Source organism: Mycobacterium adipatum, from assembly GCF_001644575.1.
Classification (GTDB): Bacteria; Actinomycetota; Actinomycetes; order Mycobacteriales; family Mycobacteriaceae; genus Mycobacterium; species Mycobacterium adipatum.
Map to the genome: position 1 here is coordinate 4,437,512 of NZ_CP015596.1, position 15,370 is coordinate 4,452,881.

At 66.4% G+C, this 15,370-nt stretch carries 13 protein-coding genes and 1 pseudogene; 6 read left to right on the top strand and 8 right to left on the bottom strand.

What is annotated here, in order from left to right:
* Nucleotides 1-2 precede the first annotated feature (2 nt).
* Nucleotides 3-1,208 (bottom strand): cytochrome P450, encoded by a 1,206-nt coding sequence (locus A7U43_RS21095; protein ID WP_067999096.1) that lies wholly within the window; start codon nt 1,206-1,208, stop codon nt 3-5.
* Nucleotides 1,205-2,710 carry an aldehyde dehydrogenase family protein gene (locus A7U43_RS21100; protein WP_067999098.1) on the bottom strand — a complete coding sequence of 502 codons (1,506 nt, stop codon included), beginning with the start codon at nt 2,708-2,710 and terminating at the stop codon, nt 1,205-1,207. Before A7U43_RS21100 ends, A7U43_RS21095 begins: the two co-directional genes overlap by 4 nt.
* A 196-nt stretch (nt 2,711-2,906) precedes the next feature.
* Here A7U43_RS21100 and A7U43_RS21105 point away from each other — a divergent pair, with 196 nt between their 5' ends.
* The 3 genes from A7U43_RS21105 to A7U43_RS21115 all read left to right on the top strand — a co-directional run bounded on the left by A7U43_RS21105 (nt 2,907) and on the right by A7U43_RS21115 (nt 6,167).
* Nucleotides 2,907-4,106 carry a cytochrome P450 gene (locus A7U43_RS21105; protein WP_068003316.1) on the top strand — a complete coding sequence of 400 codons (1,200 nt, stop codon included), beginning with the start codon at nt 2,907-2,909 and terminating at the stop codon, nt 4,104-4,106.
* Between the two features lie 14 nt (nt 4,107-4,120).
* Nucleotides 4,121-4,813, top strand: a complete 693-nt coding sequence (locus A7U43_RS21110; RefSeq protein ID WP_067999100.1) for a TetR/AcrR family transcriptional regulator — start codon at nt 4,121-4,123, stop codon at nt 4,811-4,813.
* Between the two features lie 61 nt (nt 4,814-4,874).
* Entirely contained in the window at nt 4,875-6,167 is a 1,293-nt protein-coding gene (locus A7U43_RS21115) for an amidohydrolase family protein (protein ID WP_067999102.1), read from the top strand.
* A 70-nt stretch (nt 6,168-6,237) separates the two neighbouring features.
* On the opposite strand, the gene A7U43_RS21120 is transcribed toward A7U43_RS21115, so the two are convergent.
* Together A7U43_RS21120 and A7U43_RS21125 are read right to left on the bottom strand one after the other, a co-directional pair.
* Nucleotides 6,238-7,089, bottom strand: a complete 852-nt coding sequence (locus A7U43_RS21120; protein WP_067999104.1) for a mycofactocin-coupled SDR family oxidoreductase — start codon at nt 7,087-7,089, stop codon at nt 6,238-6,240.
* Nucleotides 7,090-7,110: 21 nt separating this feature from the next.
* Nucleotides 7,111-8,637 carry an aldehyde dehydrogenase family protein gene (locus A7U43_RS21125; protein WP_231963713.1) on the bottom strand — a complete coding sequence of 509 codons (1,527 nt, stop codon included), beginning with the start codon at nt 8,635-8,637 and terminating at the stop codon, nt 7,111-7,113.
* A 97-nt stretch (nt 8,638-8,734) separates the two neighbouring features.
* Here A7U43_RS21125 and A7U43_RS21130 point away from each other — a divergent pair, with 97 nt between their 5' ends.
* The 3 genes from A7U43_RS21130 (at nt 8,735) to A7U43_RS21140 (ending at nt 11,625) form a co-directional block, all read left to right on the top strand.
* Entirely contained in the window at nt 8,735-9,157 is a 423-nt protein-coding gene (locus A7U43_RS21130; RefSeq protein WP_067999106.1) for a Zn-ribbon domain-containing OB-fold protein, read from the top strand.
* Between the two features lie 2 nt (nt 9,158-9,159).
* Nucleotides 9,160-10,305, top strand: a complete 1,146-nt coding sequence (locus tag A7U43_RS21135) for a thiolase family protein (protein ID WP_067999108.1) — start codon at nt 9,160-9,162, stop codon at nt 10,303-10,305.
* 87 nt (nt 10,306-10,392) lie between these two features.
* The gene (locus A7U43_RS21140) at nt 10,393-11,625 is read left to right on the top strand and encodes an amidohydrolase family protein (protein ID WP_067999110.1); all 1,233 of its coding nucleotides are present in this window, start codon (nt 10,393-10,395) and stop codon (nt 11,623-11,625) included.
* Nucleotides 11,626-11,868: 243 nt separating this feature from the next.
* Here A7U43_RS21140 and A7U43_RS21145 read toward each other — a convergent pair whose 3' ends face one another.
* The 4 genes and pseudogenes from A7U43_RS21145 to A7U43_RS21155 form a co-directional block, all read right to left on the bottom strand.
* Nucleotides 11,869-13,101, bottom strand: a complete 1,233-nt coding sequence (locus A7U43_RS21145; protein WP_067999112.1) for an acyl-CoA dehydrogenase family protein — start codon at nt 13,099-13,101, stop codon at nt 11,869-11,871.
* Entirely contained in the window at nt 13,101-13,856 is a 756-nt protein-coding gene (locus tag A7U43_RS21150; RefSeq protein WP_156525979.1) for an acyl-CoA dehydrogenase family protein, read from the bottom strand. The genes A7U43_RS21145 and A7U43_RS21150 overlap by 1 nt, the downstream gene beginning before the upstream one ends.
* Nucleotides 13,857-13,963: 107 nt before the next feature.
* Nucleotides 13,964-14,194, bottom strand: a pseudogene (locus A7U43_RS30680) (acyl-CoA dehydrogenase family protein); the annotation flags it as partial.
* Entirely contained in the window at nt 14,194-15,369 is a 1,176-nt protein-coding gene (locus A7U43_RS21155) for an acyl-CoA dehydrogenase family protein (protein ID WP_067999114.1), read from the bottom strand. The gene A7U43_RS21155 and the pseudogene A7U43_RS30680, both read right to left, overlap by 1 nt.
* Between the last annotated feature and the right edge of the window lies 1 nt (nt 15,370).

The window sequence follows — 15,370 nt, forward strand, 5'->3', positions numbered from 1 at the left end:
GTTCAGGGCAGGACCCGCACCGGCACGTTGCTCCACCCGGCGACGTTCTGCATGTTGACACGCTTGCAGCCGCTCCAGTCGACCTCGTAGCGCGGCATGAAGTCCAGCATCCGGTCCAGGGCCAGCGCACTTTCCAGGCGTGCCAACGCTGCGCCGAGACAGCTGTGGATGCCGTAGCCCAGGCCCAGGTTCTGCGCCTGGGTCCGGTCCCGGTCGATGTCGAAGACGTCCGGATCGGTCCAGGCCTCGGGGTCGCGGTTGGCCGACCCGCCCACCAGGAAGACCGGACTGCCGGCCGGAATCGTCACACCGTGCAGGGTGACATCGCGTTGGGCGCGGCGCACGTTGTACTGCGCGGGCGCCTCGTAGCGCAGCAGTTCCTCCACCGCGAGCGGAATCTTGCTGCGGTCATCGAGCAGTTTCTGCCATTGGTCCGGGTTCTGGGCGAACGCCACGGCCGCGTTGCCCAGCAGTTTGGTCACCGTCTCGGCACCCGCACCGCCCAGCAGCACCGCGAACTCGGTGATCTCCAGATTGTCCAGCGGCGCCATCTCGCCGTTGTCGCGCTCGATCTCGGCTTCGATGAGCTTGCTGAGCAGGTCGTCACCCAGGTTGCTGCGGCGTTCCTTGATCAGCTTGTAGTAGTACATCGACATCTCGATGGCGGATTGCAGCCCGTGCTCGCTCATTTCGACAGCGCCCGGCTCGCGATGCAGGAAGTCGTCGATCCACAATCGGATCTGCTGGCGGTCCTGGGCGGGTACGCCCTGCATGATCGTCATGATCTCGACGGGGAACAGCGCCGAGAAGTCCTGCACGAAGTCGAATCCGCCTCCGTCGACCTTGGTCAAGAACTGGTCGATGACCTGCTCCACGAGAGCGCGGCGCGCCTCGATGGCACGGGGCGTGAACACCTTGTTCAGCAGGCTGCGCATCCGACGGTGCGCCGGCGGGTCCATCGCGATGATCCCGCCGTGCTTGGTGATCTCACCGGTGCGGACCTGTGCGAGATCCACCCCGTACGCCGACGAGTAGGTCTCGTGGTCCTTGAAGGCCTCGGCCACGTTGACGTGGCGGGTCAGTGCATAGAAGTCGTACTGCTCGCTGTAATAGACCGGGGCGTGCTCCCGCATCAGGCGGTACGTCTCGTACGGGCTGGTGAAGAAGTCCTCGGAGAACGGATCGAACGAAACCGTCGCGGTGGTCATTGTGGACCTCCGTCTCGTGCGCGTGCGGCAGATCTGGTGAGACGGCGATGGGTTCTGTTGCGGGCCATCCGGAGTGAGAGATCGGCATACATTCGCATACCGCGACGGAACGGCGGCGCCGCCGACCCGGTCATGCTGAACGGCAGGTCCGTACCGACCACGGTGCGCTGATGACTGAATGCGTCGAAGCCGGCTTTTCCGTGATAGGCGCCCATTCCGCTGCGGCCGACCCCGCCGAACGGTGCGGCCGACGGGATCATCTGGGCGGCGAAGTCATTACGCGCCACACCGCCACTGCGGGTGCTGCGCACGAAGGTGCGGAACCGGTCGCCGTCGGGCCCGAACCAGTACGCGACCAGCGGCGCCGGACGGGCGTTGACATAGCCGATGACGTCGTCGAGGGTCGAGTAGCCCATCACCGACAGCACCGGACCGAAGATCTCCTCGCGGGCGATCTGCATCCGGTCGTCGATATCCCGGATGATCGTCGGCGCGATCTTGCGACTTGCCCGGTCCGGTAGGGATTCACCGACGGGGACAACCGATTCCACAGTGGCCCCGTGTCGGCGGGCATCCTCGATCAATCCGTTCACCCGATCGAAGTTGGCTTCGTTGACACTTGAGCAGTAGTCGTCATTGGCGACGATGGCGTCGAACATGCCCTGCCACGTGGCACGGACGATATCGACGAATCTGGCGACCTGATGGCCGGGAACGAAGACATAGTCCGGGCAGACGCACACCTGCCCGCCGTTGACCATGCGGGCCTGCGCAATCCGGGTCGCGGCGCGTTGGATGTCCGCGTCCGGGGCGACCACCACCGGGTTCTTGCCGCCCAGTTCCAGTGTCACCGGAACCAGGTTCTCCGATGCCGCGCGCTGAACCAGCGAACCCACCGACGGTGACCCGGTGAAGAACAGGTGATCGAACGGCAGCCGGGAGAACTCGGCGGCCACCTCCGGTCCCCCGGTCACCACGGCGAGTTCGGTCGGCTCGAAATACTTCGGCGCCAGCGCGGCCATCAGTTCCGCTGTGTGCAAGGTGACTTCGGACATCTTGATCATCACCCTGTTGCCTGCGGCGAACGCGGCCGCGGCCGGCAACACCACCAGATTCAACGGGAAGTTCCACGGCCCGATGATGCCCACAACGCCCAGCGGGGTCGACTCCACTTCTGCCCGCAGGCCGGCGATGCGGGCCGCCCGCATCAACCGGGTGCCCTTCATCCACTGCCCAACATGGGATCTGGTGTGTTCGATGACCGGGATGATGCCGACAACCTCGGTGAACAGCGTCGCGGCCCGCGATCGGGTGCCGAAGTCGGCGGCCATCGCCTCGACGAAGGCATCGGTGTTGTCGAGCACCAGCGCCATCAGTCGGTCGATGCGGTTGTGACGCAGATTCACATCGGGCGGGCCGGCAGCGATGTACGCCGCCCGCTGACGCTGCAGCAGTGCCCGCATGTCCACGTCGCGGTCGACCCGCTCATCGGTTGCGCTCATATCCTGAACTCCCTCCGGTAAGACTGACGGTAGCAGCCCGACCAGTCTTGGCGACAGCGGCACATCGAACCAGGCTGAGGCATTGAATCAGTCAGACGGGACGTTTTACTGTAAGCTTTACCGTATTATCTCGACAACGTCGTATGAGACAGTTGGAAAGCGGGGGCAGCACGTGGGAAGCCAGACAGCCGACGGTGTGGTCCCGGAGTTCGACCTGGGCGAGTCCTTCAATCTGTTGCACGACCCCTATCCGCTGTTCGCCGCGCACCGCGCCCGGCACGGCGTCTTCGAGGGCAGCGTCATGGACTGGTCCAAGACCCCCGACGAGTTCCGGCCCGAACACCAGTACGCCGCAGTCTCCTTCGATGCGGTCAACACGGTCTTCCGGGACAGCAAGTCGTTCAACTCCAAGATCTACGACGCCACCATCGGCCTGTTCATCGGCCCCTCGATCCTGGCCATGGAAGGCCAGTTGCACCGAGCCCACCGCAACCTGGTCACCACGGCGTTCAAAGCGAAGTCGCTCAAGGCCTGGGAACCCGAGATCGTCCGGCCCATCTGCGAGCAGCTGATCGACGAGTTCATCGAGTCCGGCCGGGCCGACCTGGTAAGGGATTTCACCTTCGAATTCCCCACCCGGGTGATCTCCAAGCTGTTGGGCCTACCCGAAGCGGACCTGCCCTGGTTCCGTCAGCGTGCGGTCGAACTCATCAGCTACCACGTGAAGTATCAGCGGGCCTTCGAGGCCTCGGCGGCCCTGAAGGACTACTTCACCGCGCAGATCGACCTGCGCCGCTCGAACCCGACCGACGACATCATCGGCGACCTGGTGACCGCCGAGGTCGACGGGGAGAAGCTCACCGACGAGGAGATCTACTCGTTCCTGCGGCTGCTGTTGCCGGCCGGGCTGGAGACCACCTTCCGGTCCTCGAGCAATCTGCTCTACCTGCTGTTGACCCACCCGGATCAGTTCGCTGCCGTACAGGCCGACCGCGAACTCATCGGGCCGGCCATCGAGGAGGGGCTGCGCTACGAGACGCCGCTGACCACGGTGCAGCGCTCGGCCAGTGTGGACACCGAACTCGGCGGTCTCGCACTCCCCGCCGGTGCCGTCGTCGACGTCTGCATCGGATCTGCCAACCGCGACGAAGCCCGCTGGGAGCGGGCCGAAGAGTTCAACATCTTCCGTAAACACGTGCCGCACATCACCTTTGCCGCGGGTGAGCACACCTGTCTGGGCCTGCACCTCGCGAGGATGGAGACCCGGGTGGCCATCGAATGTCTGCTCGACCGGGTGACCGACATCGCGCTCGACACCGCCGAGGATCCGCACATCGTCGGCCAACCCTTCCGGTCCCCGACCGCGGTGCCGGTCACCTTCGAACCGATCACCTGAGCCCGGGAGCATCGATGCCCAGACCCGCCGCCAAGCGCCAGCGTCGTGAACGCGGGTCGATCAGCGTCGAGGAGATCCTGACAGGCGCGTTCGAGGTGGCCGCCGAGGTCTCCATCGACAATCTGAGCATGCCGCAACTGGCCAAACATCTCGATGTCGGTGTCACCAGCATCTACTGGTACTTCCGCCGCAAGGACGACCTGCTCGATGCGATGACCAACCGGGCGCTCGACGACTACGACTTCACCGCCCCCAGCATCGACGCAGGCAACTGGCGCGAGTCACTACGACATCATGCGCGGATGATGCGAAAGACCTTTCGGGCCAACCCGATCCTCTGCGACCTGATCCTGATCCGCGGATCCTACGGGCGCGCTGCGGTACAGGGTGCGATCCAGAAACTGGAGCCGCCGGTGGCCGCGCTGGTCCGCGCGGGGCTGAGTTCCGAGGATGCCTTCGACACCTACTCGGCCATCGCGACCCATGTCCGCGGCACCGTCATCATGGAGCATCTGCAGGACAAGATGCCCGGCATCGCCCCGCGCCAGGACGGTGAGCGCAACCTCATCGACGCCGCGGCCACCCCGCACATCGCCGAGGCGACCGGGCGCGGGCACCGGATGGGTGTCGCCGACGACATCAACTTCGAGTACGTACTGGAATGCATTCTGGCTCATGCCGAAAGCCTCGCGCACCGGGACATCTGATGCTCGCGCATATCCAGCCCCCGCACTCCTATTCGCCATACCCACTCCAGAAAGGATCGCTGTGCACAAGGACGACATGATTCTGATCAGCGTCGATGACCACATCATCGAGCCGCCGGACATGTTCAAGAATCATCTGCCGGCCAAGTACGTGGATGAGGCGCCGCGGTTGGTGCACAACCCGGACGGCTCCGATACCTGGCAGTTCCGGGACACGGTCATCCCGAACGTCGCGCTCAATGCGGTGGCCGGACGGCCCAAGGAGGAGTACGGGCTGGAACCCCAGGGTCTCGATGAGATCCGCAAGGGTTGTTATGACGCCGCCGAGCGGGTCAAGGACATGAACGCCGGCGGCGTGCTGGCAACGATGAACTTCCCGTCCTTCCCGGGGTTTGCCGCCCGGTTGTTCGCCACCGAGGACACCGAGTTCTCGCTGGCGCTCGTGCAGGCCTACAACGACTGGCACATTCACGAATGGTGCGGATCGCATCCGGGTCGTTTCATCCCGATGGCGATCCCGGCGATCTGGGACCCGAAGCTGTGTGCCGACGAGGTCCGCCGGGTCTCCAAGAAGGGGGTGCACTCGCTGACCTTCACCGAGAACCCCTCGGCGCTGGGCTATCCGAGTTTCCATGACCTGGAGTACTGGAAGCCGCTGTGGGATGCGTTGGTGGATACCGACACGGTGATGAACGTGCACATCGGGTCCTCGGGCCGGCTGGCCATCACCGCGCCGGACGCCCCGATGGACGTGATGATCACCCTGCAGCCGATGAACATCGTCCAAGCCGCGGCCGATCTGCTGTGGTCGGCGCCCATCAAGGCCTATCCCGATCTGAAGATCGCCTTGTCCGAGGGCGGCACCGGCTGGATCCCCTACTTCCTGGACCGGGTGGACCGCACCTACGAGATGCACTCGACGTGGACGCACCAGGATTTCGGGGACAAGTTGCCCTCGCAGGTTTTCCGCGAGCACTTCATGACGTGTTTCATCTCCGATCCTGTCGGGGTGAAGAACCGGCACGCCATCGGGGTGGACAACATCTGCTGGGAGATGGACTACCCGCACTCGGATTCGATGTGGCCCGGGGCGCCCGAGGAACTGCACGCCGTGTTCGACACCTATGACGTCCCCGATGACGAGATCAATAAGATCACCCACGAGAACGCGATGCGGCTGTACCACTTCGAGCCCTTCAAACACATCCCGCGCGAGCAGGCCACCGTCGGCGCACTACGCAAACAGGCCGAGGGCCACGACGTTTCGATCCAGGCACTGAGCAAGCACGAGAAGGCCGACGGCGGCGACAGTTGGCAGGCGTCGCTGGAGAAGGTCACCGAGATGCAGCGCTGAGCTGCGCAGTGGACCATTCGGGTGCGGTGTCGGTCGTCACGACTGACACCGTATCCGTCCGGCCGCTACCTCACCCCTTCCAGGGCACCGTCTTGACGTAGCCGCCGGCATCGATGCGCAGTTGGCTTCCGGTGATGAACCGGGCATCGTCGCTGGCCAGGAAGACCACGGCCGCAGAGACGTCGGCCGGCTCGATATAGGGCACCGGCATCGCCTGCATGGCGGGGAAACTCGCCTCGGCGTCCTCGCGGGTGGGCTCCTTCAGATCCGGCCGGAACACCTTGTACATACCCTCGTTGTGCAGCATCGCGGTGTTGACGTTGGTCGGGTGCACCGCATTGACCCGGATGCTGCGCTTGGCCACCTGGATGGACAGATCGTTGACGTAACGTGCCACGATCTGCTTGGCGAAGCTGTATGCCGACCCGCCGGGACCCTGGTTGGTGGCACTACCCAATTGCGCGGCAAGCGAACCCGTCGCGATGATCGACGCCCCATCGTTGACATGCGGCAGGCTGGCCTGGATCACGTTGAACACGCCCACCAGGTCGGTGTCGACGGTGTCCGACCAGGACTGCAGCGTCTGTCCGCTGCCCATCGCGCAGATCCCGGCATTGGCCACGACGATATCGAGGCCACCACCGAACGCCGTCACGCCCTCTTCGACGGCCTGCCAGACCGCGGCACGTTCACGCACATCCACAATCACCGTATGCGCGCGTACCCCCTCCTTCTCGACCAGCAGTGCGGTCTCTTCGAGGTCCTCAGGTCGCGAGAGCGGATAGGTGTTTCCTTCCAGATCCGCGCAGATGTCGAGCGCGATGATGCTGGCCCCCTCCGCTGCGAGACTCACCGCATGCGAGCGTCCCTGCCCCCTCGCGGCGCCGGATACCACGGCGATCTTGTTGTCCAACTTACCCATTCGTAGCCCCTGTTTCTTTATCTACGACTGACGCGGCAGCCGCCACCCGATGGTCTTGGTCTCGGTGTACTGCGCGAAACCCTCGATGCCGCACTGCCGCCCAACACCGCTGTTCTTGAACCCTCCGAACGGCGCGTCGGCGCCGTAGTACATCCCGCCGTTGACACCGATCGCGCCGGTCCGGATCCGGCGTGCGATGCCCATCGCGCGCTCCGGGGACTTCGACACCACCGCACCGGCCAGGCCGAAGGCGCTGTCGTTGGCGATCCGCACCGCCTCGTCGTCATCGTCGAACGGGATGAGTACCAGCACCGGGCCGAACACCTCGTCCTGCGCGATGGCGGACGACGGGGCGGCGCCGGTGATGACTGTCGGGGCGACGAAATGCCCGCCGCGCAGGTGGTCGGCCAGCCCGGCGGGCACACCGCCGCCAACGACGATCTCCGCGCCGTCGCGCCGAGCCCGCTCGATGGCGTCGAGCACCCGTTGTTTCTGCGCCGCGCTGATCAGCGGGCCGACCAGGGTGCCCGGCAGTGCCGGGTCACCGACCGGAATATCCGCGAAGGCCATCGTCACATTGGCCACCGCCTCGTCGAACAGGCTGCGGTGCACCAGCATCCGGGTGTTCGCCGCGCACGCCTGTCCCGCGTGCACGCAGGCCCCGACGGCGCCGGGAATGACGTGTCCCGGGTTGGCGTCGTCGAGCACGATCATGGCCGACTTGCCGCCGAGTTCGAGGAAGGTGCGCTTCATGGTGTCCGCGCCCACCCGCATGAGGTGCCTGCCCACCGCGGTAGAACCGGTGAAGGACACCATGTCCACCCGAGGGTCGGTGCCCAGCCGCCCGGCCACCTCGTTGTCTCGCGTGGGGACCACGTTGACGACCCCGGCCGGGATGTCGGTGCGCTCGGCGATGAGCCGCCCCAGCCGGGTGGCGTTCCACGGAGTGTTCGGGTCCGGCTTGAGCACCACCGTGTTACCGGCCGCCAGCGCTGGGCCGAGTTTGTTGAGGATCACCTCGATCGGGAAGTTCGACGGGGCGATGGCCGCGACGACGCCGACGGCCTCCTTGACCACGGTGCGCGCATTGCGATCCCCGAACAACCCGCCGCCGTCGAGACGCCGCTCCCATTCGAACTCGTCGATCAACCGTGCCGGGTAGCGCAGCGCGTCGGCCAGCGGCCAGTCCAGTTGCGCATTCTGCGTCGTCATCGCCGGGCAGCCCACCTCCGCGATCAGTTCCTCACGCAGGTCCTCTGACTCCGCTTCGATCGCGTCCTGCAACTGCAGCAATGCCCGCCGCCGCAGCGCACGGTTGGTCGACCAGTCGGAGTCGTCGAAGGCACGCCGGGCCGCGCCGATGGCGCGGTCCATGTCCTCGACACCGGCGCAGGCGGTGACGCCCAGCACCAGACCCGTTGCCGGACTGAGATTGTCGAACTGTTCGCCAGACACGGCGGGGACCAGCTCGCCGTCGATGAGCATTCGACTCTCGGCGCGGCCGGCCGCGCGGCGGCCGATCTCCACGCTCGTCGCCTCGGCCACCATTTCGCTCACCACAACCTCCACTTCCGAGTGTTACCAGGCTACGATACTGTAAGAATTACAGTTGGCATCTGCGGATATCGGCCACGAGGAGATTTGGATGCAGAAAGCACTGGCAGAAGGCATTTCCACCTGGCCGGAGGCCGAGCCCAAGCTGATCGGCGCCCAATGCGGCGCGTGTGGTGCTTCCACGTTCCCGGTGCAGCGTCGCTGCCCGGCCTGCAGCAGCGACGCCATGAGCCCGCAGCATCTGCCCCGGCGCGGCACCCTGGTTGCCTGGACCACTCAGGGTTTCCCACCGGGTCCCCCGTACAAGGGGCCCACTGGTAAGGATTTCGTGCCGTTCGGCGTGGGCCTTGTGCAGCTCGGGGACGTGCTGCGGGTCGAGGGCCGGCTCACCGAGAATGATCCGGCCAAGCTGGAGTTCGGCATGCAGGTCGAGCTCACCATGATTCCGTTCGCCACCGACGCCGACGGCGACGAGCTGGTCACCTTCGCCTTCGCACCCGTCAAAGGAGCCTGATCATGCATGACGTAGCCATCATCGGGGTCGGCCTGCACCCGTTCGGCCGCTTCGAGGGGAAGTCGGCTCTTGCGATGGGCGTGGACGCCATCTTCGCCGCGGTCGCCGACGCCGGGGTCCAGTGGAAGGACATCGGCGCCGCAACCGGCGGCAGCTGGACGGTCGCCAACCCCGACGCCATCGTGGGCATGGTGGGGCTGTCCGGCATCCCGTTCACCAACGTGTTCAATGCCTGTGCGACAGCCGCAAGTGCCGCCAAAGCCTGCGCGGACGGTATCCGGTTGGGCGACTATGACATCGGCATCGCCGTCGGTCTGGACAAGCACCCGCGCGGCGCCTTCACCGAGGACCCGGCACTGGTGGGCATGCCGAGCTGGTACGCCGAGAACGGCCAGTACCTCACCACCCAGTTCTTCGGCATGAAGGCCAACCGTTATCTGCACGAGCACAACATCTCCCAGCGCACGCTGGCCAAGGTGGCCAACAAGAACTTCCGCAACGGGGCACTGAATCCCAATGCGTTCCGGCGCAAACCCATCAGCGAGGACGACATCCTCAACTCGACGATGCTGAACTACCCGCTGACCCAGTACATGTTCTGCGCACCGGACGAGGGTGCGGCCGCGGTGGTGATGTGCCGGGCCGACCTGGCGCACAAGTACACCTCCAAGCCGGTGTACCTGCGCGCCGTGGAGGTCCGCACCCGCCGCTACGGGGCGTACGAGGTGAACACCACCTGCGCGCCGGTCGTCGAGGACGTCGCGCCCACGGTCTATGCAGCGCGGGCGGCATTTGAAAAGGCCGGTGTCGCGCCCGAAGACGTGGATGTGGTGCAGCTGCAGGACACCGATGCCGGCGCCGAGATCATCCACATGGCCGAGTGCGGTTTCTGCGCCGACGGGGATCAGGAGAAGCTGCTGGCCGATGGTGCCACCGAGATCGGCGGTTCGCTACCGATCAACACCGACGGCGGGCTGATCGCCAACGGCGAGCCGATCGGCGCCTCCGGGCTGCGCCAGATCCACGAGCTGGTGCGCCAGCTGCGCGGCGAGGCCGGCGACCGGCAGGTCCCCGGTAATCCACGGGTGGGCTTCGCACAGCTGTACGGCGCGCCCGGCACCGCCGGTGCCACCGTCTTGACCCTCTGACATTTTCATCGCGAGCAGACGTGAACGTCCGCAGAATCGCCCCGAATAGCGACCCTTCGCGTCTGCTCGCCGGATAGGGAGAACCACATGACCGAGCAGTTTCGGGACGCACCGATCTTCGATGCCGACCAGCACATGTACGAGACCGGCGACGCCCTGACCAAGTTCCTGCCCGAAAAATACGGCCGCGCCGTGCAATACGCCCAGTTCGGCAGGCAGACCCGGGTGGTGATCAACAACCGCGTCACCGACTTCATCCCCAACCCGACCTTCGAGCGGGTGGCCGCACCCGGTGCACACGAGAAGTTCTTCGCCGGCGAGAACACTGATGGCCTCACGCTGCGTGAGATGCAGGGCAAGGCCATCGATGCCCCGGAGGCCACCCGCAGTCCCGAGGCGCGCCTCGCCGAACTGGACCAGCAGGGGGTGACCGAGGCGCTGAACTATCCGACGCTCGGCAGCCTGGTGGAGCACTCCAGCGCCGACGATCCGGCGCTGACGCTGGCCATCGTCCACGCCCTCAACGAGTGGATTCACGAACACTGGTCCTTCGACTACGCCGACCGGCTGTTCACCACCCCGATCCTCAACCTGTCCGAGGTCGACGCCGCGCAAAAGGAACTGGACTACATACTTTCCAAAGGCGCCAAGGCGGCGTTGATCAAGCCGGGGCCGGTGAACGGGCTGCACGGCTGGCGCTCCCCCGCGCTGCCGGAATTCGACCCGTTCTGGCGTGACGTGGAGGCCGCCGGCCTGCCCATCGTGCTGCACGCCAGCTACCCGCCACTGGACGACTACGTCAACAAGTGGGAGCCGGCGCACACCCAGAACTTCATGGCCCAGAGCGCGTTCCGCTGGATGGTGCTCGGCCACCGCGAGATCGCCGACATGATCACCGCGCTGATCTGCCACGGCACCCTGACCCGGTTCCCGAAGCTGCGCATCGCCAGCGTGGAGAACGGCAGCGGCTGGATCTTCCCGCTGTTCAACGACTTCGAGGATCTGCAGAAGAAGATGCCGCAGAACTTCCCCGAGCATCCACACGATGTGTTCCGCCGCAACATCTGGGTCAGCCCGTTCTGGGAGGGTTGCGTGTCCGACGTCGTCAACACCGTCGGCTGGGACAAGGTCATGTTCGGTTCGGACTACCCGCACCCCGAAGGCCTGCCCGAACCCCGGGGGTACTGGAAATACGCCGAGGGCATGGACGTCCGGCGCACCTACGATTTCATGGGCGACAATGCCCGTCGCTTCATGGGACTGCCCATCGCCAACCCGGATCCGGCCGCCGCCGAGCCCCCGGTGTTGACCGCTCCCTGAGCGCATCAGACGCCCGGTTCGGTACCGATCTGCAGCACCGCATCGCGGATCAGCCCGACGACCGAGTCCGCCAGGTCACTGGCCTGCTTGCTGCGCGGATAACTGCGCAACACGATCCGCCGCATGGCCCAGCGCGGTGTCGAACTTCATCTGGGCGGGAATCGATGTGCTCAGCGTGGTCGGCCAGTACCGGACCAGCGTCCGACGCGTGCCCGGGCCGGCCGAGGCGTGCGTCGCATCGAGCTAGCTGGACCGGTTGCTGCGCACCTCGTTGAACGGGACGCCGCGATCGGCGGCGAACTCACGGGGCATGTTCAGCACCCGCTCGCTGATCACATTGCGGGCCATCTCGGTGGTGCCACCGCCGATCGAGATGATCTGGCGGGCCAGCAGGTTGTGGGCCAGCGCGCGCTCCTCCGCGGAGTCGTGTGCACCGCCCACCACCACGCCCGGCCCGGCCAGCCCGACGGCCACGTCGTTGGCCAGGTGCTCGGTCTCGGCGACGAACAACCGGATCAGCGAGGCCGACGCGGCCGGGAGTTCACCGGTGGCCATCCTGCCCATAACGTGCGGGATCAGCGTGTCGTGCACCGCCCACCGCGCATACAGCCGGCCGATGCCCGCCCGGGTGGCCGGGTCCGCCGTGGTGCCCAGCGCACGGGCCAGCGCCACCAGGTCGATGTTGCGGTTGGAGTCCGGGAATTCCTCTACGCCGCTGGCGAATTCGGACCCGCCGCCCATGGCGCGGCGTTCATGACCGAGCTGGGTGGAGGCCACCGTCCATCCGTTGTTGAGCTCGCCCACCATGGCGTCCGGAGACAGCACGACGTTGTCAAGGAATACCTCACAGAACTCGGCGTGCCCGTTGATGTCCACGATGCGCCGCACCGTCACACCCGGGGCGTCGATCTTGACCAGGAACATCGTCAGACCCTGGTGTTTGGGCTCCGTCCAGTCGGTGCGGGTCAGGCACAGCCCGTAGTCGGCCGCGAACACCGCCGTGGACCAGATCTTGGCGCCGTTGATCACCCAGTTCCCGTCCTTGAGTTCGGCGCGGGTGGTGACGCTGGCCAGGTCCGAGCCCGCGCCGGGCTCCGAGAGCAGCTGGCACAGGATCTCCTCACCGCGCAGGGCGGCCGAGATGTGCTCGCGCTTCTGGGCTTCGGAACCGACGTCGAGCAGGGTGGCACAGCAGATGGCCAGCGACGGCACATTGAGCGGGTAAGGCAGTTCGTAGCCGGCCGACTCGTCGTCGAACGAGCGCTGGTACTCCCGGGTGAGGCCCAGGCCGCCGTATTCGGCCGGGAAGCAGATCCCGGCGAACCCGCCGTCGTGGATGCGGCGCTGCAGTTCCCGCGACCGCTGCCATACCGCGGTGTCGTCGATCTGATAGTTCGGCGGGTTGTCCGGGTCGACGCGCGGCATGTTGGCGGCCAGCCAGGCTCGGGCCGCGGCGCGGAACTCCTGCACATCCATCACCCGTGCTCCTTCTCGACGTGGTCGGCCAGCGCCAGCTGGTGGTCGTGCGGAGTGCCGAAGGTGTTGGCGTTCAGGGAAACCCGGCGCAGGTACAGATGCAGATCATGCTCCCAGGTGACCCCGATACCGCCGTGCAACTGGATGCAGTCGTGCAGTGCGGACACCCCGTGTTCGCCGACGAAGGATTTGGCGGCACTCAGCAGGACGTCGGCGTCGTCAGACCCCGCGGCGACGGCCGCGACCGCCGCGTCGACGATCGACTCGCAGGCCTGCAGCCCCAGGAACAGGTCGGCGTAGCGGTGTTTGAGCACCTGATAGGAGGCCAGCGGGCGGCCGAAGGAGTACCGGTCGAACGCCCACGCGAAGGTGATGTCGAAGGCCTGCCGCAGCGCGCCGACCATCTCGACGGTGCGCAGCAGTACCGCCGTCTGCCACTGCCGGTGGATGGCCCGTTCGGTCTGGGCGGAATCGCCCAGGGCCGCGCCGACCGTGACCCCGTCGAGGTCCACGGTGCCGTACTGGCGGACCAGGTCGATGGAACGCACCCGGGTGACGTGCACACCGGGTGCGTCCGCGGGCACCAAGAATTGCAGGACACCGGCGGGAGTGCCGGCCGGCACCAGGAACACCTCGGCCTGCGGGGCGGCCTCCACCCGTTCGGCCGACCCGGACAGCGTGTATCCGCCGTCGCATTCCACGGCGGTGAAACCGGTTGCCGCCCTGCCGGGTACACCGTCCCGGAGAAGGCCCACGTGGCGATCTGGGAACCGTCGACCAGCGCGCCGATCTCCGGGGCGCCGTACACGCCGAGTCCCGCGATCACGGTGCTGACCGGCAGCAGTGGCCCCGGTGCGGCGTGCTTGCCGAGTTCGGTGACCAGCGCGGCCAGGTCGGCGACTCCGCTGCCGGTGATGCTGCCGCCGCCGGCCTCCTCGGGCGCCAGCAGCGCCGTCCAGCCCGCCTCTGCGGCCCGCGCCCACCACTGCCGGTCGAAGGCGCTGTCCGCTTGGTGCAGTGCACGCAGGTCGACGACGGAGAGCAGTTGACGGGCGGTGTCGCAGAACAATTTCAGGTCGGACTCACCTTGCATCACGAGACCTTCTTGGCCGGCGGCGAGTAGTTCGGCTTGCCCATCCCCAGCACGTGCTGGGCGATCATGTTGCGGAACACCTCCAGCGTGCCGCCGTAGATGCCGACCAGCGGGGCGAACCGGTACACGTATTCGCTGCGGTCGTCGGCCCCGCCGTCGGACCCGATCGGCAGGGCCGCAACCGAACCCGCGATATCCATCAGGTCCGGGGAGATGTCGCGCATGGTCTGGGCGATGGCGACCCGGCCGAAGATGCTCGGACTGGACAGCGCCACCTCCAATCGGGCGTGCGCGCGTCCCAACCGGTAGGCGACCGACCCGTCCTCGATGGAACCCGTGCCGGCCACCAGGGCGGCGACGTTGTCGGCGGCCTCGGCCATGAACATCGCCTGATGCGACATGATCGCGACGTCGTCGAGACCGTCGTCGGCCGCGGCGACCGCGCCGTGTTCGGCATCGAGCGGTTCGCGCACCACGGTCCAGCCGCCGTTCACCTCCCCCATCCGGTACCTGTCGTCGACGCGGACGTCGGAGTAGTAGACGATATTGGTGCGGTCACCGTCGACCGTGCGGATGCCCTGGATCTCGATGCCCGGGGTGTCCAGCGGCACCAGGAACATGGTCAGGCTCTTGTGCTTCGGCGCGTCCGGGTCGGTATTGGTGATCAGGAAGACGTACTGGCAGTTGTGCGCACCGGTGGTGAACATCTTGGAGCCATTGATGATCCACTGGTCACCGTCGCGCACGGCGCGGGTCTTGCAGGTGGCCACATCGGAGCCGCCCTCGGGTTCGGTGTAGCCCAGGCACATCCGGACCGTGCCGTCGAACACGCCACGCAGCACCTCGTCCCGGACCTCGGGGGTGCTGAACTTGGCCACCGAGCGGGCGATCATGATGGTCGTCCCCCAGGTCACCCACGGCACCTCGGCGCGGCGCCGCTCCAATGCCCAGATGCGGCGCTGCACGCGGGTGAATCCGCCATCCTCTTCGGACGTGAATTCACGTTCCAGGTAACCGGCGGCGCCGAGAGCCAGGTGTACGCCTTCGTCGAAGTTGTCCCCGGTCTCCCGGTCGCGGCGGATGACGTCCTCGGTGACCACCCGGGACAGCAGGTCGCGCAGCTCGCTCTGAAAGGCCTTGTCCTCGTCGGAGAGTTCGACGCGTGAGAAGTCCATG